Origin of the sequence: Levilactobacillus tongjiangensis (genome assembly GCF_003946345.1) — a bacterium.
Lineage (GTDB): Bacteria > Bacillota > Bacilli > Lactobacillales > Lactobacillaceae > Levilactobacillus > Levilactobacillus tongjiangensis.
This window is the reverse complement of the sequence record NZ_RHNY01000016.1, coordinates 1-23,840: the sequence shown is the minus strand read 5'-3', so window position 1 is coordinate 23,840 and position 23,840 is coordinate 1. Positions and strand designations below refer to the sequence as shown.

27 protein-coding genes and 1 tRNA gene are annotated in these 23,840 nt (G+C 46.6%); 14 read left to right on the top strand and 14 right to left on the bottom strand.

Annotated features, from left to right (window positions below; all coding sequences use genetic code 11):
- The first annotated feature begins 51 nt into the window (after positions 1-51).
- A complete protein-coding gene (lexA, locus tag EKM75_RS09830) occupies positions 52-681 on the top strand; it encodes a transcriptional repressor LexA (RefSeq protein WP_125681059.1) in 630 nt (209 codons plus the stop codon).
- 81 nt (positions 682-762) lie between these two features.
- Here the strand turns inward: lexA and EKM75_RS09825 are convergent, their stop codons facing one another.
- On the bottom strand, positions 763-1,203 hold the full coding sequence (locus tag EKM75_RS09825; RefSeq protein WP_125694182.1) for a nucleoside 2-deoxyribosyltransferase: 441 nt from the start codon (positions 1,201-1,203) through the stop codon (positions 763-765).
- A gap of 223 nt (positions 1,204-1,426) precedes the next feature.
- Between EKM75_RS09825 and EKM75_RS09820 the strand changes: the two genes are divergently transcribed.
- Positions 1,427-2,008 (top strand): DUF1206 domain-containing protein, encoded by a 582-nt coding sequence (locus tag EKM75_RS09820; protein WP_125694180.1) that lies wholly within the window; start codon positions 1,427-1,429, stop codon positions 2,006-2,008.
- A 29-nt stretch (positions 2,009-2,037) separates the two neighbouring features.
- Here EKM75_RS09820 and EKM75_RS09815 read toward each other — a convergent pair whose 3' ends face one another.
- Both EKM75_RS09815 and EKM75_RS09810 read right to left on the bottom strand, forming a co-directional pair.
- Positions 2,038-3,210, bottom strand: coding sequence for a hydroxymethylglutaryl-CoA synthase (locus EKM75_RS09815; RefSeq protein WP_191988808.1), 1,173 nt, complete (start codon positions 3,208-3,210; stop codon positions 2,038-2,040).
- Between the two features lie 152 nt (positions 3,211-3,362).
- Positions 3,363-4,244 (bottom strand): PPK2 family polyphosphate kinase, encoded by an 882-nt coding sequence (locus EKM75_RS09810; RefSeq protein WP_125694178.1) that lies wholly within the window; start codon positions 4,242-4,244, stop codon positions 3,363-3,365.
- Between the two features lie 175 nt (positions 4,245-4,419).
- Between EKM75_RS09810 and EKM75_RS09805 the strand changes: the two genes are divergently transcribed.
- The 4 genes from EKM75_RS09805 (at position 4,420) to EKM75_RS09790 (ending at position 6,404) form a co-directional block, all read left to right on the top strand.
- Positions 4,420-5,082, top strand: a complete 663-nt coding sequence (locus EKM75_RS09805) for a histidine phosphatase family protein (protein ID WP_125694176.1) — start codon at positions 4,420-4,422, stop codon at positions 5,080-5,082.
- Positions 5,083-5,099: 17 nt separating this feature from the next.
- Positions 5,100-5,285, top strand: coding sequence for a PspC domain-containing protein (locus EKM75_RS09800; RefSeq protein ID WP_125681050.1), 186 nt, complete (start codon positions 5,100-5,102; stop codon positions 5,283-5,285).
- A 150-nt stretch (positions 5,286-5,435) separates the two neighbouring features.
- Complete coding sequence (gene ndk, locus EKM75_RS09795; protein ID WP_125681048.1) at positions 5,436-5,897, top strand: nucleoside-diphosphate kinase; 462 nt, start codon at positions 5,436-5,438, stop codon at positions 5,895-5,897.
- A 114-nt stretch (positions 5,898-6,011) separates the two neighbouring features.
- Positions 6,012-6,404, top strand: a complete 393-nt coding sequence (locus EKM75_RS09790; protein ID WP_125694174.1) for a hypothetical protein — start codon at positions 6,012-6,014, stop codon at positions 6,402-6,404.
- Between the two features lie 84 nt (positions 6,405-6,488).
- Here the strand turns inward: EKM75_RS09790 and EKM75_RS09785 are convergent, their stop codons facing one another.
- Positions 6,489-7,457, bottom strand: a complete 969-nt coding sequence (locus EKM75_RS09785; protein ID WP_125694172.1) for a hypothetical protein — start codon at positions 7,455-7,457, stop codon at positions 6,489-6,491.
- Positions 7,458-7,749: 292 nt separating this feature from the next.
- On the opposite strand from EKM75_RS09785, the gene EKM75_RS09780 reads away from it, so the two are divergent.
- The 3 genes from EKM75_RS09780 to EKM75_RS09770 all read left to right on the top strand — a co-directional run bounded on the left by EKM75_RS09780 (position 7,750) and on the right by EKM75_RS09770 (position 9,425).
- Entirely contained in the window at positions 7,750-7,959 is a 210-nt protein-coding gene (locus EKM75_RS09780) for a hypothetical protein (protein ID WP_125694170.1), read from the top strand.
- A gap of 134 nt (positions 7,960-8,093) precedes the next feature.
- The gene (locus EKM75_RS09775) at positions 8,094-8,732 is read left to right on the top strand and encodes a hypothetical protein (RefSeq protein ID WP_125694168.1); all 639 of its coding nucleotides are present in this window, start codon (positions 8,094-8,096) and stop codon (positions 8,730-8,732) included.
- 201 nt (positions 8,733-8,933) lie between these two features.
- A complete protein-coding gene (locus EKM75_RS09770) occupies positions 8,934-9,425 on the top strand; it encodes a hypothetical protein (RefSeq protein WP_125694166.1) in 492 nt (163 codons plus the stop codon).
- Between the two features lie 339 nt (positions 9,426-9,764).
- On the opposite strand, the gene EKM75_RS09765 is transcribed toward EKM75_RS09770, so the two are convergent.
- A tRNA-Ser gene (locus EKM75_RS09765) sits at positions 9,765-9,852 on the bottom strand.
- A gap of 54 nt (positions 9,853-9,906) precedes the next feature.
- Positions 9,907-10,305 carry a TIR domain-containing protein gene (locus EKM75_RS09760; RefSeq protein ID WP_125694164.1) on the bottom strand — a complete coding sequence of 133 codons (399 nt, stop codon included), beginning with the start codon at positions 10,303-10,305 and terminating at the stop codon, positions 9,907-9,909.
- Between the two features lie 543 nt (positions 10,306-10,848).
- On the opposite strand from EKM75_RS09760, the gene EKM75_RS09755 reads away from it, so the two are divergent.
- Entirely contained in the window at positions 10,849-11,301 is a 453-nt protein-coding gene (locus EKM75_RS09755) for a universal stress protein (protein WP_125694162.1), read from the top strand.
- 141 nt (positions 11,302-11,442) lie between these two features.
- A complete protein-coding gene (locus tag EKM75_RS09750) occupies positions 11,443-12,633 on the top strand; it encodes a CynX/NimT family MFS transporter (protein WP_225426701.1) in 1,191 nt (396 codons plus the stop codon).
- A 295-nt stretch (positions 12,634-12,928) separates the two neighbouring features.
- On the opposite strand, the gene EKM75_RS09745 is transcribed toward EKM75_RS09750, so the two are convergent.
- From EKM75_RS09745 to rnz, 4 genes are all read right to left on the bottom strand, one after another.
- A complete protein-coding gene (locus tag EKM75_RS09745) occupies positions 12,929-13,447 on the bottom strand; it encodes an adenine phosphoribosyltransferase (RefSeq protein WP_125694160.1) in 519 nt (172 codons plus the stop codon).
- A 23-nt stretch (positions 13,448-13,470) separates the two neighbouring features.
- Positions 13,471-15,786 (bottom strand): single-stranded-DNA-specific exonuclease RecJ, encoded by a 2,316-nt coding sequence (gene recJ, locus EKM75_RS09740; protein ID WP_125694158.1) that lies wholly within the window; start codon positions 15,784-15,786, stop codon positions 13,471-13,473.
- A gap of 70 nt (positions 15,787-15,856) precedes the next feature.
- Positions 15,857-16,246, bottom strand: coding sequence for a LapA family protein (locus tag EKM75_RS09735; RefSeq protein ID WP_125694156.1), 390 nt, complete (start codon positions 16,244-16,246; stop codon positions 15,857-15,859).
- Positions 16,243-17,196, bottom strand: coding sequence for a ribonuclease Z (rnz, locus tag EKM75_RS09730; protein WP_125694154.1), 954 nt, complete (start codon positions 17,194-17,196; stop codon positions 16,243-16,245). Before rnz ends, EKM75_RS09735 begins: the two co-directional genes overlap by 4 nt.
- A 172-nt stretch (positions 17,197-17,368) precedes the next feature.
- Here rnz and EKM75_RS09725 point away from each other — a divergent pair, with 172 nt between their 5' ends.
- Together EKM75_RS09725 and EKM75_RS09720 are read left to right on the top strand one after the other, a co-directional pair.
- Positions 17,369-17,644: a hypothetical protein gene (locus tag EKM75_RS09725; RefSeq protein WP_125694152.1), complete on the top strand. Its 276-nt coding sequence runs from the start codon at positions 17,369-17,371 to the stop codon at positions 17,642-17,644.
- Between the two features lie 13 nt (positions 17,645-17,657).
- Positions 17,658-18,407 carry a hypothetical protein gene (locus tag EKM75_RS09720; RefSeq protein ID WP_125694150.1) on the top strand — a complete coding sequence of 250 codons (750 nt, stop codon included), beginning with the start codon at positions 17,658-17,660 and terminating at the stop codon, positions 18,405-18,407.
- 695 nt (positions 18,408-19,102) lie between these two features.
- On the opposite strand, the gene obgE is transcribed toward EKM75_RS09720, so the two are convergent.
- Together obgE and uvrC are read right to left on the bottom strand one after the other, a co-directional pair.
- Complete coding sequence (gene obgE / locus EKM75_RS09715; RefSeq protein WP_125694148.1) at positions 19,103-20,398, bottom strand: GTPase ObgE; 1,296 nt, start codon at positions 20,396-20,398, stop codon at positions 19,103-19,105.
- A gap of 88 nt (positions 20,399-20,486) precedes the next feature.
- Entirely contained in the window at positions 20,487-22,304 is a 1,818-nt protein-coding gene (gene uvrC / locus EKM75_RS09710) for an excinuclease ABC subunit UvrC (RefSeq protein ID WP_125694147.1), read from the bottom strand.
- Between the two features lie 159 nt (positions 22,305-22,463).
- Here uvrC and EKM75_RS09705 point away from each other — a divergent pair, with 159 nt between their 5' ends.
- Entirely contained in the window at positions 22,464-22,652 is a 189-nt protein-coding gene (locus EKM75_RS09705; RefSeq protein ID WP_125684911.1) for an SPJ_0845 family protein, read from the top strand.
- A 48-nt stretch (positions 22,653-22,700) separates the two neighbouring features.
- Here EKM75_RS09705 and EKM75_RS09700 read toward each other — a convergent pair whose 3' ends face one another.
- Both EKM75_RS09700 and yihA read right to left on the bottom strand, forming a co-directional pair.
- Entirely contained in the window at positions 22,701-23,000 is a 300-nt protein-coding gene (locus EKM75_RS09700) for a nucleoside triphosphate pyrophosphohydrolase family protein (protein ID WP_125684913.1), read from the bottom strand.
- A gap of 2 nt (positions 23,001-23,002) precedes the next feature.
- Positions 23,003-23,596, bottom strand: coding sequence for a ribosome biogenesis GTP-binding protein YihA/YsxC (gene yihA / locus EKM75_RS09695; protein ID WP_125694145.1), 594 nt, complete (start codon positions 23,594-23,596; stop codon positions 23,003-23,005).
- Positions 23,597-23,840: the final 244 nt, after the last annotated feature.

Below are 23,840 nucleotides of genomic sequence, written 5' to 3'. Positions count from 1 at the left end.
CTACACTCTAACTAAACTATAAATCGAACGACGAACGAGGTGGCAGTAACGATGAGTAAAGCATCAGAAAGCAAACAAATGGCCGTTCTTCGTTTCATCTGGGAACGAGTCAATGAAAAAGGATATCCACCAACTGTCCGCGAAATTGGTGAAGCCGTAGCTCTCTCTTCAACCTCTACGGTCCATGGTCACATCGCCCGTCTGGAAAAGAAGGGTCTCTTGACTAAGGATCCAACGAAGCCCCGGGCTTTGGAAGTCACAGCGGCGGGTTTGGAAGAACTGGGTGTTCACGAACAGCAGACTAAGATTCCTGTTCTAGGAACGGTTACGGCTGGTGAACCAATCTTGGCTGTCCAGGAAGCAACTGATTACTTCCCGGTTCCCCCAGAATTTGAAAACGATGATGATCAACTGTTTATGTTGACGATTCGTGGCGAAAGTATGATCAACATTGGTATTTTAAATGGTGATCAAGTGATTGTTCGTCGACAACAGTCGGCTGACAATGGGGATATCGTCATTGCGATGACTGAGGATAACGAAGCAACCTGCAAGCGTTTCTTCAAAGAGGCCGACCATTTCCGGCTCCAACCTGAAAATGACACAATGGCGCCAATCATCTTAAATCACGTTAGCATCTTGGGCCGAGTCGTGGGTCTCTTCCGCGATGACGTTCACTAATCTTTTGTAAAATAAAAGAGGTCGAGATATGATATCTCGGCCTCTTTTTTATTTTTCAGTTCTGATACTTAAACGACGTTCTTAGATAACTTTTCCTGAATAGTGACTCTCGGGCAGCGTAGAGAAATCGTATGCGGCTAGGGATTCCGCTTCTCGTAAGTAGGCATGCAAACCTTCGGCAATCATCAAATTCAGAATGGTGTCCTTTTCATGCAGAATGACGACTGGTTTCTTACTGTGGAAGGCGTATCCAATTTCAAAGGCCGTCCCAGAGTCTACCTGGTCCCCTACGAAATCTACCAAAGCCACAACAACGTCGGCCTGATCAATTTGATGCACATCCATTTCAAAGGTCTGTGTGGCCCATTCAGGGGTTCCCATAGTTAGCCCAGGGATTTCACTCAACCGGGGACTAAAGACATTCGCTACGCGTGGGTTAGCTGCTAAGGCTTTTTCCACCCGTTCGATGCGGGCAATTTGTTCGTCATCAAAGAATGGTCCTGCTAAATATACACTAGTCACACTAATCTCCTCATTTCTCTCTCGAATAGCCCTATTATACTGTAAAAGCTAACGGTTGGCGACCTATTTAAAATTAATATTCGGTTATAATTCACATTATTCAAAAATTAAAAGATTACTTGCTTTATTATTCGACTTTTTACAAATGGTTGACCAACCATTCAAACAATAATTATTTCATGCTATACTTAGCTTAAGACACGTAACTTGGGGGGATTCACCTATGATTCTTGGTTTTGTTATTTTTGGTATTTTTTTGGCAGTCATTGCCATTTTTTCAATGGCTACTGCCATCCAGCACCATGATTCACCTATCGGGTCAGCCATTGTTTTAGCAATTGCGTTGGTCTTAACGGGTGTCTCAATTTGGAAGCTTCCTTACTGGTCAAACAATCACCAGTCTTCGAGCGCTGAAAGTTCAAGTAAGAGCGCTAGCCTAGCCTCTAGTCACCCCTTCACTTCATCCAGTAGCACAACCAGTCAGTCTCAAAATGAAGAGACTGTGCGGAAGCAACTCAATAAATCATTACACAAGCTAGGACCAGTTACGTTTAATCCAAAAACTAAAACGTACGTCTTGACCATTACAAACTCGGACCTGGTGAAGACCATCAAGGCCTTGGAAAAGGACCCCAGTCAGGCCAAACAAGCCAAATGGCCTAAGTTTGTCAGCAATTTTACGCAAACCAGTCAATCCTTAGAAAAGGCATTAGGTAAGGGTTACTCATTGACCCTTGGTCTAAAAGGACAATCACCCGTGCTCGTCTTCAAAGATGGCTACGTTACCAAGAATGAATTTGAATAATTGCAAAAGGACGCCTTGTGGGCGTCCTTTTATTTTTGAATTCTATATTGACGCTGCTCATTCAACCGACCGGCTAAATAGTATTGGGCTGACTCTTCATCGACCGGCAACCGCTGATCACTACCAATTGTATCGAGGCGCTGATTAAAAATCTCTTCATATTCGGCTACGGAAACCCGCCGCCGTTTAGTCAACAGTTGACTGATTGCTGATTCGTCGTAGCCCTGCTGATAATCAGGTTGAATCTTGCCACTGAAGAATTCACCCTCCGCACCAGAACCATAACTAAAGAAACCAATTTGCTTGCCTGCACTTAAATCCCCGTGCCGGAGAAGTGATAGAAAACTTAAGTACAAAGACCCAGTATACAAATTCCCAACGTTACGATTATCTTCCTGACTGGCTTCAAAAGCTGCGGTCAGCTCAGCTTGATGAGTTGGCGTGGCTTCTGGCAAAATCTGCCGCAACCCTTTGCGCCCCATCTTGGTAAACGGAATATGGAAAACAAACGCATCAAAATCAGCAATTTTACGGGACGTTTGTCGTTGATACTCTGTCCACACCGTCTTAAAGAAGTCTAAGTAAACGTTCGTTGAATACTTACCATCGACTAGAGCTTCCGTCCGATAAACCGGCCGCCAGAAGTCCATAACGTCTTCAGTGTGGTAACTGCTGACTTCATCAAGTGCTAAAATTTGCGGATTAGCTGTCACTAAGAATGCCACTGCACCGCCACCTTGCGTGACCTCACCGGCCGTTCGTAACCCATATCGGGCAATATCAGCACCAACGACCAATACCTTGGCTTCGGGATGAACGCGAACATAATCTGCCGCAAGTTGTAGTCCCGCAGTTGCGCCATAACAGGCCTGTTTGATTTCCACCGCTCGGGTCGTTTGTGGCAAATCCAAAAGATGCGCCAAATAAACGGCCGTCGCCTTTGAATTGTCGATACCCGATTCGGTTCCAAACAACACCATCGCAATGCTTTGTTTAATTTCTGGGGTCATAAACTGACTTGCAGCGTTTGCAGCCATGGTCACAACGTCCTGGGTTGGCGGAATTACTGCCTGCTTGGACTGGCCAATCCCAATCAAGTATTTATTAGGATCGTCATGCCGTGCATGGGCTAAATCTGTCATGTCTAGGTACATTCCTGGCGTATAAAACCCCATCTTATCAATACCAACCGTCACCGTCATGTTGTATTTCCTCCTTGAGGCTAAGCCCTCACTAATTAATGAAACTACTGTACCATTTTGTGACTGGTGAGGGCAAATTTGAGACGATTGCTATATACAATTGCGTTGGATAAAAAAAGTTGATAATTTCCTGACACATAGCAAATTGTCTATTACAATTCTCCTTCTTTTAGTTGTCTCAAGATAGTTTTAAGCTTTTCTTGTTCGGATGCACTCACAACTGGATAACTTGGATTTAATTCCTGCAATCGTTCAACCAGAATATTGGAAACAATCAACCGGGCTACTGCCTTATCATCGGCCGGAATCAGGTACCATGGTTGCTTTTTAGTAGCCGTATGTTCCAGCATCTTGGTATAGGCAATTTGATAGTCTTGCCAGAAAGCCCGTTCGGTCATATCACTGGGCGAGAACTTCCAATTCTTGTTGGGAATTTCGATTCGTCGTTCAAACCGTTTGGTCTGTTCCTCCTTAGATAGGTGAAGGAAGAATTTAATCGTCACAAAACCTTGGTGACGTAAATACTTTTCGTAATTTCGTAAATCACTATAGCGTTTTGCAAAGAACCGATCATCAACATCTGCTAATTTCGTAATTCCGGGAAGATTCTGACTCAAAACGATTTCCGGATGAACGCGGCTAATCAGAACGTCCTCGTACTGTGAGCGGTTAAATACGCGAATCTCCCCTCGTCTGGGCAATTCCTGATTAATTCGCCATAGGAAATCATGATCTAATTGAAGATGGGTCGGTTGCTTAAAACTCACCACACTTGTTCCAGCTGGATTTAATCCGCTAAATACGTGTCGAATCAAACCATCCTTACCAGCTGTATCCATCCCCTGTAAAATAATGATGACCCCCGCCTGTTGTTGCGAGTAAAGTCGACTTTGCAGGTCACTCAACGCGGCTACGTTAGCCTCTATGGCATTGTTGATGACACTTGCCTCAGGAACGCGACTAGCTTTAGTTGCTAGCTGAGAGAGGTCAACTGACCGCTCTCCCGTATACCGATAACTACTTTCAGTACTCATACGCATCATCTCCTATTGCCCTTTACTTTAGCACGCATCCGGAAAAATAACTGTTGAAATCACCTGAAATAGTTTCCGGCCTTAATTTATCGAGTAAAACCGTCGCGTTCTTTCATAGAGCTTGCTATACTAAGGACGTAACAATAATGGAGTCAACGAAAAGGGGCATTCATTTATGAAAAAGTTTACCGCTTATTTTGTTCGTCACGGTCAGACCATGCTGAATCACTACAATAAGGTTCAGGGTTGGGTTGACTCACCACTGACTGAAAAGGGCCGCGCGGATGCGGTTCGTGCGGGGAAACAACTCAGTAACGTCAAACTCGCAGCTGCCTACAGCAGTGATTCAGGTCGCACCATTGAAACGTCTCGATTAGCCTTACGGCAAAACCAAGACAACGTCAACATCGTTTCCTACCAGTATCCTGAATTTCGGGAACAATGCTTTGGTTACTTCGAAGGCAATGACGGCAACCAAATGTGGCAATTTGTCGGTGCCCAGGTCAATTTGACCTCTGAATCCGATATTTTGGGCAAATATGGACTTGAACGGGCCCGTGACCTGATTCGGAAGGCTGACCTGTACGAAGATGCTGAAGACGACGCCATGTTCTGGAAACGACTCGACCGTGGCTTTGATAAGCTCCGAGCCAACACCAAGGATGGCGAATCAGTCCTAGTGGTCTCCCATGGAATGACGATTCGATCCATTGTTGATCGATATGCGCCAAAATTGGACGAAGGTATTCCAACCATCAATGGCAGTATTACTAAACTCGAAATCACAGATGATGATGTCCACGTTGACTTCTTCAATCGGATTGATTTCCAATCTTAATCTAGGGAGGTATTTGCATGAAGAATATTCATCGTTCCCGTTCAAACCAAGTATTTGCTGGAGTAATTGGCGGTCTAGCGGAGCACTTCGACTGGAACGTCGGCGTTGCTCGGTTACTCTTCGTCGTTTTAACCATCACACCAATGTTTCCGGGTCTAATTGTCTATTTAATTCTCTGGATGATCATGGGTGATCCCGCTTAAATATTATTGCGCTGATTATTTTTTAATGATTAGCGCTTTTTTTATCAGAACTTAGTTGACGGCAGACCGTGCTTCTTCTACAATTTAGGGTAACAACTTGTTAGACACTGAGCAATTGTGAGTTGTTCTAAAATCAAGGAGGTTTCTACCATGGCAAATTCTGAAAAGACTTTAGTATTAGTTAAACCCGACGGCGTTGCCGAAGGTCATATTGGTGAAATTATTTCTCGGTTCGAACGTAAGCGATTCCAGATTTCTGCATTAAAGGTTGTCAACGCAACTGACGAACAATTAAGACAACACTATCGAGAGCAGGTTGAGAAGCCCTACTTCCATGAAATTGAAACCTACATGAAGGAAGGCCCACTCGTTGCTATCATTGTAACTGGGACCGACGTTGTAAAGGCGGTCCATAATTTGGCTGGTAAGACCCGGACCAACGATGCCCAGCCAGGCACAATTCGGGGTGACTTTGCCCACGAATATCCCGATGGCATTCTGCGGAATATCATCCATACTTCAGACAGTCGTGAAAATGCTCACCACGAAATTGCTATTTGGTTCCCAGAACTGGCAGTAGCCGCTCACAAACAAAGTGGTAACAAGAAATAAATGATCGGTAATAGCCTGCGTAGGCAGGCTATTTTTATTGGAATTTTCATAAACGCAACTGGACCAAAGACTGATGTCTCAAAAAGCTGTCATTTCCGGAGGAGGAATTACATAATGAAAAGCATTACGAAACCAATCGCATTGGCAATTGTCGGCTTATCACTAGCATTACCTGCATTACCCCTGACTCAAGCTAATGCATCAGCTTGGCATTGGGGCATGGCCAAGAAACTCAGAGGTACTTGGCGCGCTCATCACGATAAAATTTTCCATAGCCAGGCTAAAATTGGCAAAAACTATTACCATTTCCAGGCCAATGACCCCACGTATTTGAATAACACTAAATTTAAGTATCTAGGCCATCACGTCTACAAAATCAATGGTTATGAGCCAGTCTATTCCAAGAAGCGTGGCAACCTGTACATCAAGCGCGTCTCAAAGCATCATATTGAAGTTTCTAACTTCAAGCATGTCAAAAAGAGCACCAGTATCAGCCTCTATAAATAAGTTAAGCGTTTAAAATTTCATGACTACCACTGCCTTCAGGTTAGGAATCACCCTAGCTTGAAGGCTTTTTTTGTGCAATACCTATCACTTACCATCTGCTACCCTGCTGTATAGAAAATGAAAACTGATTCCAAATCCTGAAGTGTCGGGCCAACCGGCGTCCATTAGACTTCCCGGATAACCAATTGCGGCAACCAAATAGAAATTCTTGGCACGATGCGTATTGAGTTCTTTTTCCAAATACTTAGCTAAATCATTGACTAAAGTGCCGGTCTCCCCCGTATTCGAGTTGAAACCAGAGGTATGTAATACACGTTCAATTACTGGTTGGTTCCAGCTATCAAGCATTGGTGTGGCTGTATCACTACCAACCTTTCCGCCAGTCGCTGAATAAGTAAAGTGTAAATCTTTGGGCTGTAACTTAAGCGGTCCTGCCTCTTCCCCAAATCCACTAGTCAAAATTGATTTCGTCAAAGTACCGGTCCAATCGTCAAGATCCGACAAGGCAGCCGTGTAAATTGCTGATAAGTTCTGACTTTGACGATACCCGTCTCGGTGCATTTGTTCTGAAACTAACTTCGTAAATTTCTGACTATCCTGATAATTATGATCTTTTGATTTTTTAGGTACAATGAAATTCGTTGAGATTGGTTTAGACGTGACAGGTTGTGCGCTTGAAGGAACGTTTCCTGATTTCTTGGTCAGGTACCCCCGCCAAATCCATCCAGAATATCGGCCGTCTACACTAACCACACGATAATAGACCGCAAAATTTTTCTTGGCTTTGCGATATAACTTTTCATGACCAGTGGTAACGACTGCCTGATTGATCAAAGCATGACCATAAGAACGCTTGCTACCAAGATGTTTTGAATAGAGGGTACCGCTCTTAGTCATCAGGGTATGTTTGCCCATTGTTTTACGCCACACAAGTTTTACTGAATTTGACCGGCGTGCTGAATAATTGTGACTAGCATGAGCATTCGTATCGGTTACATTGAAGATACCCAAAATAATGGCAAATCCAACAATCCATTGACTGTATTTTTTCATCTACATCCCCTCCTGCCTTTTGAGTCTAGCATGTAGCACCAAACTGGCACATAGAATCTGCATCATTTATTTAGCTATGAAAGCGGTATCGTAACTATCGATAAGGTTTCTAGCCCTATGCAGTGCAATCTAAACCATGTCATGCCATAACCGGATTACCCATTGGTTTCACTTCCTATTCACAGAAAACTGACTCATCATAAAGGGCCCACCTCAAATACCAGCACGTATGGTATCATTTACTTATCTTGCTACTCAGTTGTTGAGCAGCACAATTATTTGGAGGAATCTTATGACTGAAAATCCACTAGTCGTTGAAATTATTAAACTTGCTGCCAACTATGACCAAATTGCCCTACATCTACTGAGTACCGAAAAACATTTGACGATTAAATCGGTTTCTAACGAACGAACCGACGTACTGGTTGCTACAACTTGGAATGACAAACCGATTGTAATCAATCCAGCGAACATTATGTATGCAGTCCCCTTGGCACGATAAGTTGAATGAGTCCTTACGCTACTTGATCACACTCAAAAAAATTTTAGAGATTTCGGAGAAACACTACTATGAACAGGTAAACCTCATTACTGCTTACGCTATTCACTGTTTCCTCACTTAGCACTTTCACAAGTATGACAGCCATTGCATCAACAACCTATAAAACCACCCCTTCAGTTACCAGAGGAACTTGGAATCCCAAATGGGTCACCACCGGGAAACTTCCCGATAGCAAGATTCATGTCTATTCTAAAAAAATTAATTTAGGCAGCCATTCATATAAATTACGTTACGCTAAAAAGACCTCCTCCAAGCACTACACCTTTTATCTAAACACGCATAAGCCGGTCAAAATCTTCTATAGCAGTCGTATCGTCGGTAATCGAAAGAGTGTTAAAACGCTGAGTATAAAGGTTAACACCTCTACTCCTGGGTACGATGGCTTATTTTATAAGGGAAACTTGCTCAAGTACCCCCTCAAAGATACTAATTTCATCAAACTGGATCCAATTTATCAACTAGGATTACCTTTTGATTATTACGAAATAACCGGGAAAACTTTGCCTGGAGCAACACTTTCACTTAGCAGTGGCGAAGACACTCACGCTTATAAAGACGGAACATTTACGTTAAAAATAAACCCCCAGGGCCTATTGGCTATTGGTGAAACGGTGACCCTCACTTCAAAACGTTCATCTGCCAAGACAATTCAGCAAGTATTAGCCGTCACCCCAGATCCAGACGATGATCACTATGACCGGTCAAATTATTAAATTGATGGTACAACTACTTACGACACTGACTATTCTTAAGCAAGGTAACTTAAGGTGACCTTTAGTCCGAAAGCTACCTTGCTCATCCATTGGAGAATTCACAAACAGATATTACTGACATCCTTAATGATGCCTTGCTATTTTTGAAATTTCGTCCAAAACTGACGACATTAAAAGCTGTACATACTCCAGGAGGGAAATATGAAAAAACATAGATTGGTTTTCGTTAGTATCGCATTATTTACCACAGGGATTATTTTAACAACTACCGGAACAGACGTAAGTGCACACTCGCGGGCCGTTAAGGTTCCTGCATCGCTTAGAGGAACTTGGTATCACTACGATGGATCTTATAACAAGATTCGTGCAACAAAGTATCACTTTAAAACTTCTGGCTCAAATGGGTCTAGCTCATTTTCTGGAGTTAAGTTCCCAAAATATGCTTTTGGTCATGCTGACTTGTTTGTTCATCGGACTCCCAAGGGTTATTACAACATTGGAAAGTACGGAATCGATGATGTAGGCACTTTTAAGAAGGTTACTCACAAAGGACATGCTGCCATTAAGCAAGTTTGGCACGATCTTCCTGACACAGGAGCCCACGTTGACTACTGGTACAAGACAAGGGCAATCGCCAAGCACCCTTCTGTGAAGTACAAAAACTTCAAAATTCAACGAATACTATTACGATAAATATACGCCGTCTTAGTTATAAGCAGATGAAGGCCGTCAGAAACTATACACATCAGTCAGCAGTACAAATAGTAAGTTCGGGCCTATATAACGGTAAAGAGTATCTATAAAAAAATATTATGCAAAGTGGAATAGCAACAACGATGTCATAAGAATCCCGCATTATAAATTGACAGTTGGTCCAATATTATCTTCGTAAGATTAAATCTATGCGAAAATTATGCGCAAACTCTTTCAATTTTCTCCTACTTTTTAACGTTTTTAAAAAAACAAGAACCTCGCTAAACGTTGATTTAACGGGATTCTTGTTTTTTAATATTTTTCTAACGAGTTCTAATAAGGAGAGTACAGGATTTGAACCTGCGCGCCGGTATTAGCCGGTTCGACGGATTTCGAGTCCGTTGCATTACCACTCTGCCAACTCTCCAAGTGATTACTTATTTATTCTACCAATTATGAATATAAATGCAAGCCCCGTTTGCTAAAATCTCCGTTGCGTTAGCATAACTGGGTCAAATGGATCAATCCACACCGGCTTCGTACTCAACAATCCCAGTGGCACAATACTCGTACTATCTAGTTTAGCCGCCAACAATTGCTTATCGTGAGCCAACGCCATAGAAATTTCCCAATCCGTCCATTCCGACTGCCAAGTGGTCCGACTAATCATGACCAACAATTGTTGGGACCGCTTAATTTCCCGCAATAATTCCCGCTTGATTCGACCTGCTCCCCGTCCCGTAAACTTCACGGGTGGTTCCTGTTCATGAAAACTCACTGTCGGAAAATCCCAACTATGACTAGCCCACTGGTGAAACCGCACCTGTACAGAATGTGCCAACGGATCTGCCGATTGATAACTCACAAACAAATCACTCATCACTTTCGTCTCCTCTCGCTGAACTAGGTCTATTGTATGCCCCATGTGAGTCAAAACCATTACAGTAATGTTTATTTCTTATGAATACTATACTTGTAGACTGAAATTGCCAATTAGCTGACCTTCGCTCGTTACTTACAGTTTACATTTATTCAAATCTTCTACACCTATCAACCTCTTACTCAGCAACCGTTCAGCCAATTCACCCCATTAACTGATTGGCTCATACTCCCTCATCCTTACAGCCATATCCAGCTCAGGAACCCGCTCAAGCAGCACAACCAGCTGAACCTGAGACGTCCCACTTCCAAAACCGACGCACCCCCTTCAAACGATCCTGTCTCCCACGCTTAATTTTATTGACATCACCGTAAAGACACCATCCCAACACAACTTGGGTCGGTATCTTTTGTTTGTTATACTGGCCTTGAAAGGGCTGTCAATTTGACCCCAGCATATTTTTCTGCTTAGATGAACGTCAATTACGCTACTTTCATCAACAGTAGCGTTGTTCACATATTTTTCCTAAAGGAGGTTTTCAGCATGTACTCACGATTATTAGTCCCACTTGATGGATCCAGTAACTCGATTGAGGCCCTGAAGACAGCCATTCGGTTAGCCCAAGATTGGCATGCTTCACTGGTTCTGCTCCACATCGATGACATCACCCAGGTCAGCTCCGGTGGTCTAGGCGCTAGCTACAACGAAGTCGTTTCTGCAATGCGTGAAGCCAGTCACCAGATTCTCACGGACGCCCAAGCCATGGCCGCCAACAGTGATATCCCAACGACAATTCTCCAAAGTGACGGTTCACCGAAGCAACATATTGTCGAAATCGCCAATAGTCCCGCCGACGCCATCGACCTTATCGTCATTGGTAAGTCCGGAACCAACGCCTTTTCTCGGATGGTCGTTGGTTCAACCACCAACTATGTCGTCCAACACGCTCGGCCGAACGTCTTCGTTGTCAACGATAGTGAACCTGCCAAATCATAGTCTTGCTGGGGAGCCATTGACTGGCTCTTTTTTTAATACCGTTCTTTCATTCAACTATTACCTCCCCAATCTTTTCAGTCTTTCCTTTCCAGCGCGATTCAGCTTATAATTGGTTCATGATTTATTTTAGGAGGGATTCTTTTGTCGCGTTCCAAACAACCCTGGTTCCTAGTCAGCATGATGCTGATAGCAGCCAATTTACGACTCCCCATCACCATCATTCCACCGCTCCTACCCAAGATTGAGCACGCGTTGGCGCTGCCCAGTGCCATGGGTGGCCTACTGACTTCGATTCCGTTGGTCACCTTCGCCGTCTTCTCGCCCATTATTGTGAAATTAGCACAACGATGGGGGAATTCCTTGACCGTCTTCAGCCTGTTTCTTCTGCTGATCATCGGTAGCTACCTTCGGTTGATTCCCACCGTGGCAGCCGTTTTCTTTGGGACCTTTTTAATCGGTATCGGTGCCGACAGTGGCAACGTCCTGATTCCCGCCTTAATCAAAGAAAACATGCCCGATCGCGTCAATGTGGGAACCGGGCTCTACACCCTTGCAATGCTGCTAATTGGTGCTTTAGGCACCGCCGCAGCCGGTTTTCTAATAGGCCAAATTAGCCTTCGGGCCACGTTAGGTTGGTTATCCGTCTTAAGTATCGTGGCCGCACTCGCCTGGATTCCCAACCTCCGTCGACCCGTCACGACAACGACAACGACAACGACGACTAAGCATAATCAACCTCAGCCCCACTATCAAAGCGTCTGGCATCAACCACTAGGCTGGCTGATTACCCTATTCTTTGGACTCCAAGCACTGGTTTACTACTCCTTTGTCACTTGGCTACCCGGTATGCTCAGTGCGCACGGCATCCCTGCTTTAACGGCCAGCAACCTCCTCACCGTTCTGCAAATCAGCGGTCTGCCACTCTCATTCTTGGTTCCCTTTCTCTTCAATAAGCGCCACGGTGTCCGCTGGTTGATTGCTCTCATGACTCTGGGATACGTTATCGCACCGCTGGGCTTTCTTCTGCCACTCCACGCCCTCAGCTGGCTAGCGCTTTGTTCCCTGACTATTGGCGTTGGTGCCGGGGTCGCTTTCAATTTAGCCGTGCTTTTCTTCACGGAGAAAACGACTAATCCCATCCAAACGGCGGCCGTCTCCGGGATGGCCCAGTCTGCAGGCTATCTACTAGCCGCAGTCGGGCCGCTGCTCTTCGGCTATCTCCAGAGCCTATTAGGAAACTGGTCGCCCGTTATCGGCCTCTTAGCACTATTTGCAGCCCTCCTGAGTCTCACGGGAAACCTAATTCAACATCATGGCATGATCGCTGAATAACTTTTCACTCCCCGAAAAGTTAGCCGATTTTCAGCTTACACCTGGGCCGCGTTTGAAGACTGGTGGTTTTTCCAGGCTTCAAACCGAACCGAAGGACCGCTTTTCAGGCTGTAGGCGTTCCCCACAGCAGGCGGAATCTTTGACAGCCACAGGTGCTGGGTGAGACTAATTTTAAGCCTGTACCGCCTTACTATTCTTGGATTAATAACGTTTTTCGAACTTTCAACCCTTTGAATATTGTCAAAAAAATGGTGGACCGCCTCTAAACATAGAAGCGATCCACCATTTCATATTTTTAATAATCCATTAAACTGAAGATATCGTAACCCTTCAGCTTGTCACGACCGTGAAGGTCCTTTAATTCAATTAAGAATGCCGTACCAACCACAATACCACCCAGGTCCTCGACCAATTGAATCGTGGCACCAATAGTCCCACCAGTAGCTAACAAGTCATCAGTCACCAACACCCGTTGACCAGGCTTGATGGCGTCCTTGTGCATGTACAGGGCTGATTGACCGTATTCCAGATCATAGGTTGCCTTGACCGTTTCGCGAGGCAACTTGCCTTGCTTACGAGCTGGAGCGAATCCGATGTTCATTTCGTAGGCCACTGGGCAACCCACGATAAATCCGCGGGCTTCTGGACCCACGACCATTTCAACACCCTTGTCTTTAGCGTAAGCCACAATTTCGTTGGTTGCGGCGTGAAAGGCCTCTCCATCAGCCATTAATGGCGAGATATCCCGGAACATGATGCCCTTTTCTGGGTAATCCGGAACGCTTGCAATATATTTCGTAAAATCAGTTGCCATAAGTTTAAGTAGCTCCTTTAATTTTAGTTCAATGGGGCATGAAGACGCTGCTTGAGTACAGCGGACGGACAAAGTAAAAGGTCCGTTTCCGTCTGTACCTGCTGTTGTCTTAGTTGGTAGCTTGGCGCCGTCGTCAATTCTTTATGCTCTGGATGCGCCACACCATTCATCATGCCATGCTCGATTGTGATGAAGCCACATTCGAAGAAGACCTGAATCATGAAGACTAACTGAGTTCGCGGAATCTGTAGAAACTTCGTCAATTCCGCTAGCTGATGCCCAACATCGACTTGTTGATGCGTAGCAATGAACTTAAATAGTTTAGCATATTGCGCGCGAGTTGGCATCCCTAATTGCGAAAGACTTTCCTTCTTGTACAAATAAGCGGTAACTTTTGCCGGTTGCAATTGCTGTAAAGCGGTCTCCAGATCACTCGTTGCATCGGGGCAATCAATCACAAACACCGCTGTATCAGCGGGGAGCGGCGTTTGGACCGTCCCATCATACAGGATTGCCTGACTACCAGTTGGTACCTGATCACGCAACTGCTGGAAAATATTCCGGTGGAAGAAAATATAGGTCCCCGCATCCTTGAACATCGCTTGGTGGACCCGGTTGGTTCTAGCATCCACGACGGTCTCCGCAGAAAGCTTCAGGTCTTTGACCATGAGCTGCAATGAATGCCGGCCCTGCCAGACGTTATCTTCAATCGCCCCCAGCACAGCTGCCTGATCCGGCGCCGCCGTTAGTTCAGGAACGTGGGCCCCAGCACCAAATTGAATGGCATTGAGCTGATGAGTTCCCTCTTGGAGCTGAAATTTCAGATGGCTGTGATCTTTACCAATCGCCTTCAACTGAGTCAGACTGGCCGACTCAAAGGCAAACAGCGGCTGACTATTATCCGTCCCAAACGGTGCCATTTTAGCTAACTCTTGGAAGAGTGCCGGCGTAATCGCCGCTACACTCACCGAAGCCGCCACTGGCAATTCACTAGGGCCACTCTCGGTTAATTTTTGCTTACCAGCTTCCACATCTAAGGCATCGGCTAAGGCCGTTAACTGTGCCTCAGGGACCGTTAACCCCACAGCCATGTGATGGCCCCCAAATGCTGTCATCAGGTCTCTATGACCATCTAACGCTGTAAACAGATTGAATGCCTCCACACTCCGGCCCGACCCCTTGGCCCGACCATCCTGAATGTTCACGACTAAAGTGGGCTTGCCCGTTTGTTCGACCACCTTACTAGCCACGATTCCCAACACACCTTCGTGCCAGTCGTGACCACTAATGATCAATGTTGGTCGCTTCGCGTGATTGGCATCCGTGGCTTGCGCCAATGCGGTCTCACTGATTTGTTGAACTAACTCTTGGCGGTGACGATTCTTTTGCTCAGTCTCCTGAGCCAAATCATTCGCCACCGTTTCATCCAGTGTCGTTAATAATTTAACCGCTGGGGTCGCATCGTCGAGGCGTCCTAAGGCGTTTAAGCGGGGCGCAATCCCAAAACCAATCGACTGTTCGGTCAATTCCTCAGGTTTAATGCCAGCACCCTTCATCAGTGCCTGTAGGCCCGGGCGCTCATCCTGTTGGAGCAACTGTAGGCCAAAGTACACTAGGACCCGGTTTTCATCGATTAACGGTACTAAATCCGCGACGGTCCCAATGGCCGCCAAATCAAGCATGTCTTGCGGAATCTCCTCCCGCAACGCCTGAGCCACCTTGAAAGCCACCCCCGCACCGGACAAACCGCCAAATGGATATTCAGCTCCGGGATAACGCGGGTGAATGATGGCATAGGCTGCTGGTAGTTCTGCTGGTAGCTCATGATGATCGGTCACGACTACATCCACGCCAGCTGCATTAGCCACGTCAATCGCTTCGTTACCCGCCACCCCATTATCGACCGTAACAAATAACTGGGTCCCCGCTGCAATCAGCTTTTTGAAGGCCGCCACGTTCGGACCATATCCGTCCGTGAACCGGTTAGGAATATAGTAGTTCACGTTAGCACCCATCTCGTTGAGCGTTTCGTAAAGGATCGACGTACTCGTGACCCCATCGGCATCGTAATCGCCGTAAATAGTGATCTGCTGGCCTGTACCAATCGCCTCTTCGATGCGGGCAGTCCCCTTGTCCATATCGTGTAATAGGCTCGGGTCATGTAGCTGTTCTGGACCAGGATTCAGAAATTCGTGCGCCGCTACCGGAGTCTGGTAGCCACGATTCCACAAAATCTGCGCTACGATTGGTGAAATCTTTTCCGTTTCCGCTAGGGCTTGCGCCTCCGACGACGGTTGATCGACGTCTTTAATGTTCCATTTGTACTGTGCGGCAATCACCAGCAAACCATCCTTTCCTTAAAAAAACGGTAAAGAGCGGTGTCAACGGCACCACTCTTTCGTTCGTAAGCTATTTAGTTGCTAATTTTTCCTGTAAGTCGGTAATCTGGGCTTTCAGGTCCTGAATCTGTTTTTCTTGTTGACCAGCGACCTGCTTACTCTTTGAATTTTGCAGGCGCTTCGTCAAACGTTCATTATCGGCGTTCAATGCCGCAATACGGTCATCACTGGTCTTCGCCAGTTCCTTATAAGCCCGATTGTGTTGAAAGGCGTTGATGCTCGAAAAGAGGATCATCAGCACCGCACCGATTAGAATCGATACCAATAAAACCAGAATCAGTGGCCAGTGAACCGTCGTAAAACCAAAGGAAACCGGCACGCTATCCAAGTTTAGAATTGCAAATACCGCGACTACAATCACCAATAAAATTGTGAGTACAATTCGCCATTGATTTTTCATTGCTCATCACCCTTTGTGGTCAATTTTTGAAACGGCACATCCACTTCATCAAAGTCCTTAACGACCCGTGTGTTATGGAAAATTTCTCGTGCCTGGTGTTGTAGGTCTTGCGCCATCTTCCCGGTGTAGCGCGCCGAAATATGGTTCAACAGGAGCATCTTCACGTGCATCCGCTTAGCCAGTTCAGCCGCTTGGATGTTGGTGGAGTGGTAATACGACCGCGCTAACTTACTTTCACCCTTGGCAAACGTACTTTCATGAACTAACACGTCGGCATCCTTCGCCAACCGTTCTGCATTCTTGGTCTGACGCGTATCTCCCAATAATGCCACGATTCGGCCTGGTTGGGCTGGCCCGAGGAAGTCCTGACCGTTAATGGTCCGCCCATCTGGTAAGGTTACCGTTTCGCCCAACTTCAACTTACCGTACACTGGTCCTGACGGAATCTTAGCTTCCCGCAACTTATCAACCTGCAGTTCACCCGGGTGGTCTTTCTCAACCACGCGGTACCCGAAACATTCAATCTTATGATCCAGGTGCTGCGCGTAGACTTGAAACTTATCGTCTTCAAAGACTAACCCATCCGCAGCGATTTCTTGGTAATGAATCTTGTAGGACAACTTGGTCTCAGAGACCCGCATACTAACCTCTACGAAGTCCCGAATACCCTTAGGTCCGTAGATTGTCAGCGCAGAATTTCCGCCCTGAAACGACCGACTACTCAACAAGCCCGGCAGTCCAAAAATGTGGTCACCATGCAAGTGGGTAATAAAAATTTTATCAATTTTACGCGGCTTTAAAGTCGTCCGCAAAATTTGGTGCTGGGTGGCTTCACCCACGTCGAACAACCACACCGAGTTTCGTTCGTCCAGCAAGCGTAATGCTGTGCTAGACACATTGCGAAACTTTCCCGGTGAACCGGCGCCCGTTCCTAAAAATTCAATTTCCATATTTTTTCGTTCCTATTCTATAATTAAAGTCCGTCCACTATTTTAGGGGATTTTTGCCTAAACCGCAACTTTTCCGGCGCGAACCCGACCTGATTTTAGCAAATAATTCATTAGGGTTCCCTCGCAAAGTTCGGTATACTAAGGTTAAGCTAACGATTGTGGAGGTGGTCCTATGCGTCTCATTGATTTTAATCTCTCAACGATCGACCTACATCCGGGGCTCGGGCTCTACTGGGAGCATGCTGGTAACCGTGTCCCCATTGTCGATCTGCAAACTAGTGCCAATCAACTTCGCTTAGTGACCGGTAGCGGCCACCCCCTAACGCTTGATCAGTTCCGTACCCGGAGCCAACAGGTCAACCAACAGGCCAGCCTCTTCATTGAACAAACCCCACCACAGCGCCTCTACGGGTACCGCTTGGTGCCACATCAAATTCTACTTGGATGAAAGGAGTTTTACCATGCGTTATTTCAAAATCACGCTATTTGCAGCGCTGAGTGTTCTCGCCCTCGGATTGGCAGGCTGTCAGTCAAATGCATCAAAGAGCACGGCTAGTTTTAAGGATAGTTCTTCAAAATCCAGTCACTATAGCGCCCCGAAACCAGATGCAGCCGTCTCCACCTCTTCGTCTTCTAAAGAAGCCCAGACGTACAAGCCCAAGAAAAATCAACTCACCAGTCCTAGTTACGTAAAATCCGGCAACCTCAAGAAGGCTGGCCAATTCACCTACGACAAGGTCGGTACCAAGGTTCAGTTAAGTGAAGTTGCTCACCGAGCGGCCACCATCAAGAGTGGTAAGTTAACCTACAAGGTCACTACCGTCCGATTGATTAAAAACACCGCGAAAACTGCAGCCGCTAAACGCATGGCCGCGCAAGCGCTCAATTTGCCAGAGATTCAGAGCCCCTACTACACGATTCAGGTCAAATTTACCATCACCAACCGTGGCAAGCAGGACCTCATCACCGACGGTATCAAGAGTTTGCTCCTCCGCAAGGGCCTCCAGCTAAACGCCGCCAACCAGCTGAGCGATGCCAGTGCTGGCAAAACCATCCCAGCGGGTCAAAGCTTAGACACTTGGGCGACCGGATTAGCCGGCCAAAAGACCAAACCAACGTTCAAGTCGGTTAAAATCGCCTTCGCTGGTGCCTACAATGGTGACCAAAAGCAACTCGTCAGCCCTACCGGCTGGTTAAAATTAACCCTATAACCGCGTAATCTTGGGCATCCCCGAGATTACTTCCCAGGACTGTGATGTGAAATCACGGTCCTTTTTTGGTGCCTAAGTCTAAAGGTTGAAAGTTCGAAAACTGTTATCAAACCAAGAATAGTAAAGCGTTATCGACTTAAAATTAGTCTTACCAGCCACCTGTGGCGGTCAGAGATTCCGCCTGCTGTGGGGAACGCCTCCGGCCTGAAAAGCGGTCCTTCGGCTCGGTTTGAAGCCTAGGAAAACCACCAGTCTCCAAACACGTCCCACGCTGTAAGCCGAAAATCGGCTAACACCGTAGCCACAGCTGGCTTCACCTCTGACCGCCTCCGGTTAAACGGGTGCTTGGAGAATAGGCCAACTTAGATGCCTGAATGACAAAACTTACTCAGTATTATTGATGCGCCACTAGGTAGCCGAGAGTGAGTCAAATTTGGACTCAGCCGTGGAATTTTCAAGTGCTCTTCTTGAAAATGGCGACTTGAAGACGTGTTTTTCGGCTTCAAGCGAGGGGCAAGACCGCTTTTTGGCTTGTCCCGTCCTTTCCACCGCGTTCCAGTCCAAATTTGGCGAACGGTAAGGCGACAATTTCCCGCTATATTTGACAAAACCCCAACACCCAATCCGAGTAATCATTTTGCCACAAAAAAAAGGCGCTCCGTTGCGCGGTTAAGCACAACGGTAGCGTCTCTTCGTTAGGCCATATATTCAAATGTAAAATCATCGATTCGAACAGAGTCACCGTTCTGAGCACCATGGTCACGCAGACCATTGTCCACGCCCAAACCACGCATTTGACGGGTGAACCGCAACAGACTTTCGTCATGGTTGATGTCCGTCATCTTGAATAGCTTTTCAAGTTCAGCACCACCCAGAACCCAAGTACCATCTTCATCCCGGTCGATGGTAAACTTCTCCTCGGGTTTGAACGTGTACTCTGCGGTCGTTGGGGCTTCCGGCTGCTTAACTGGGAACTTCGGTGTCTCAGCCAACAGAACAGCCGTCCGTTGCAACAGTGGCGTTAAGCCATCGTGAGTCAACGCAGAAACGGCAAAAATCTCTGGCGTGTCAGCCAACAACTTATCTTGCTTCAAGTCTTCCTTGAATTGCGCTAAGTTGTCCGCTGAATCCGGCATATCCATCTTGTTAGCAACCACAATTTGTGGTCGTTTCAAGATATCTGGATCATACGTCTTCAACTCTTCATTAATTTTTTCAAAGTCATCGTAAGGATTACGTCCTTCCAAACCACTCATATCGATCAGATGCAGAATGACCCGCGTCCGTTCAACGTGCCGTAAGAATTGGAAGCCCAGTCCGATACCCGTAGCGGCCCCTTCGATCAGACCAGGTAAATCAGCCATCACAAAGTCTTGGCCGTCAGGTAACCGCACCATCCCCAGGTTAGGGACTAAGGTCGTAAAGTGGTACTCCGCAATCTTAGGCTTGGCACTCGTGACCGTTGACAGTAAGGTCGACTTCCCAACAGATGGGAATCCAACCAGTCCGACGTCGGCTAACACCTTCAATTCCAAACGAACTTCGAACTCTTCACCAGGTTCACCGTTTTCGGCAATTTCTGGTGCGGGGTTCTTAGGTGATGCAAAGTGGATGTTACCACGGCCACCACGGCCACCACGGGCGATGACAGCTGAATCATCACTGGCCACGAGGTCGGCAATGACCTGGCCCGTTTCATCATTGATGATGGTCGTTCCTTGCGGCACCTTGATCAAGGTATCATCCGCACCCCGACCAGTCATTGACTTGATAGCACCGTTGCCACCATTTTTTGCCTTGAATTTACGGGAATAGCGGAAATCCATCAGGGTCCGCAAACCCTCGTCGACCATGAACACGATGTTCCCACCGCGACCACCATCGCCCCCAGCGGGACCACCATTGGGCACGAATTTTTCCCGGCGGAAGGCCACCATACCATTCCCACCGTTTCCGGCCTTCACATTAATTTTAACTTGATCTACAAACATAATTTATTTTCCTCGTTTTCTAAACCAGCCTGCGCTGCTTTCTCTGTAAGATTCCTGCTAGCTAGTATACCGGCAAACGACCGTGACGTCAAAGTTTGGTTGGTGTCCGCGGATTCTTGATCTCCGCGGTCTCCGTCGCCAGCGTGACGTGAATTATCTGTGCGACCGTCTTACTGATGCCCAGACCTTGCAAATCTTCCACACTAGCCTCGCCAATCTTCTTGGTTGAGCCAAACTTCTTCAACAGCTTCGTCCGTGTCTTGGGTCCCACACCAGGAATCAAGTCCAGCCGAGAACTCAGTGAGTTCTTACTGTGAACCTGACGGTGGAACGTAATTGCAAAACGGTGAACTTCATCTTGAATTCGTTGAACCAAGTAGAAGCCCTGGCTCTTCGGGTCCAAATGGATGTGGTGATCATCCCCACCAAATAACAGGTCGGCGGTCTTATGGTGATCATTCTTGACCATGCCGGCAACTGGAATGTGCAAGTCAAACTCATCCTCCAAAACTTCCTTGACGGCATTCATTTGAATGTCGCCCCCATCCATGAGAATGAGATCGGGCATCGGTTTATTTTCCTTTAGTAACCGTCCGTAACGTCGGCGAATAACTTCCAGTGTGCTGGCCGTTTCATCCGCGTGATCCACCGTCTTCAATTTGTATTTACGATATAACTTCTTATTGGGTTGACCATCAACGAACACGACCATTGCCGAAACTAAGTCCGCCCCTTGAATATGGGAGTGGTCAAACGCTTCAATCTTATGACCGGGTGCAATACCTAATGCGTCGGTAATTTCTTTCATCGCACCGGTTGTTTTGCTTTCATCCAGCTCCAGAAGCCGAAACTTCTCTTCTAAGACCAGTCTAGCGTTCTTACCTGCCATGTCCAGCAAGTCCCGCTTGGTTCCCCGCTGAGGCGTTCTAACGGGCACGTGGAGCAGCTCCTCGATAACCTCGTGGTCCACACTTGCCGGTAACAAGATTTCGCGAGGTAACACGGTATTCTTCCGCTGATAAAATTGCACAATGAAGCTGGCTAATTCTTCCTCAGGCGTGTTGACGATGGGAAAGAGTCGCTTTTCCCGCTTCATCAGCCGTGCCTGGCGAATGAAGAAGACCTGAATCGACAGCCACCCTTTATCCATGTAAAAGTTAAAAATATCTCGGGGAGTACTATCGTTGGAAATGATCTTTTGCTTTTCGACAGTGGCCTCAATATAACGAATTTGATCACGTAAATCGGCCGCCCGTTCATATTCCATGTCGGCTGCTGCCTTGCTCATCCGTTGATTCAAATCCTTTTCCGCATGGGCCACGTTACCATTCAAGAACGATTTAATCTTGCGAATCTGTTTGTCATACTCGGCCTCGGGCACCTCTTTGAAACAAGCCCCCAAGCACTGCCCCATATGGTAGTACAAGCATGGACGCCCTTGATAACCGGTACACCGTCGCAAGGGATAGACCTTCTGCAAGAAGTGAATCGTTTCCTCAGCCGCGTAAACATTCGGATACGGACCAAAATAGTAGGCCCCGTCCTTGCGAATGTCACTGACCAGCAGTAACTGTGGATCACGTTCATTGGTAATTTTAATGTAGGGGTAACCAGTCCCCCGCTTTAATTTAATGTTGAAATAGGGTTGGTGCTTTTGGATCAGGGTAATTTCCAGCAAAAAAGCTTCCTTATCAGTGGACGTGATGATCGTCTCAAAATCAACAATTTCACTTACCAATTGGGCCGTCTTACCGGTATGACTACTCTTAAAATAGGAGCGGACCCGGTTCTTTAAGTTTTTCGCCTTACCCACGTAAATAATCTGACTATTGATATTTTTCATGAGGTAACAGCCGGGAAGGCCCGGCAGAAGTGCCAACTTATGTTCAAGGTATTCTGATGCCAAGGATGATCCCTCCCGTTTTTATGAATAATTAGCTAATAAAGTATAAGCCGAATGCCTGTTTGGTGCAAGCAATCCACCCTCCGCTCCCAAAACTGACATTAAATGACAAACCCGCAGAATTCTGCTAGAATAACTGCAAAAGACAAGGAGGTGGCTGAATTGGCCTTAAAGGTTAAACGGCAAGACGACCTAGACTCCATGTTCGGTAAATTTGCCCAGATGGACCCCACGGACGTAAAGCGCGATAAATTCTTGAAGAGTAACGATTTTCACAAGAATGATAAGCGGGGCAAGGGCTTGATTAAGGATGACAAAGTTAAGCACGAGCAAAAACACGAACAGGATTAAAGGTAAAGAAAGGACTCACGGCGAACAGCTGTGAGTCCTTTTTGTGTTTTAGCGTTTCGGTTGATAGCCGTCAGGGTACCGTGCGTTTAACCGCTTGATGTTATCCTGTGCGACCTCGTCAAAATCGATGTCCGCCCACTGGGCAATCTGGCTTAAATACCAGAGAACGTCACCCATTTCTTTTACAATAGCATCGTGATCCAAGTCTTGACCGTGAAACGTGTATTTCTTAACCAAGTCAACGACCTGTCCCGTCTCACCAGCTAAGCCCAACGCGCAATTCGTCAGAACCTGTTCGTTGCCGTACAACGTCCGGTTAGCGGCTTTTTGATATTCATTAAATTCCACTACTATTCCTCCCCAAAGGCTTGTTGCTCGATCCAGTTCCAGACGTCATCCTTACCCGACTTCTTAGGTGCTGAGAACATCACAATGTTGTCGGTGTTAGGCAAATTCAATGTCTTTTTGATCTGGCTGACCGTTTGGTTCCACTTCCCCCGCGCAATCTTGTCAGCCTTAGTGGCAACAATCAGCGTTGGAATTTCGTAGTAAGCTAACCACTGGTACATGGTCACATCAGCCTCCGTTGGCGCGTGCCGGGCATCGATTAATGAAACAACTCCCCGCAACTGATCTCGTTGCGTCAGGTAAGTTTCAATCATTTGTCCCCATTTTTCCCGTTCAGACTTCGAAACCTTGGCGTAACCGTAACCGGGAACGTCCACGAAGTAGAGTTGATCCTCCACGTTGTAAAAGTTCAGGGTCTGCGTCTTCCCAGGTTGACTGGACGTCCGGGCATAAGAATTTCGGTTGATCAACACGTTCGTCAGTGAGGATTTCCCCACGTTTGAACGTCCCACCAGCGCGATTTCTGGGTAGCCCGTGGTGGGATACTGTACGGGGTCAACCGCACTCATGACTAATTCCACATGATTAACTTGCATTAGGTAGTGCCATCCTCTCCAAAAAAATATCTTTCACCATTCTAACACAGAACTTGGCACCACAGGATTGATTCCCCGGAACTTTTCCAACGGACCCACCGTAAAGAGTGGTTGGCCGGGCTTTACCTAAACAAAAAAAGATGCCTAGCCGCAGCCAGACATCCTTCTGTACTAGTCCCTGTCAAGTTGTCATACGAAATAATATAATTTTATGTTGTCTCTAAGCGGCCTCATTCCGGTATTC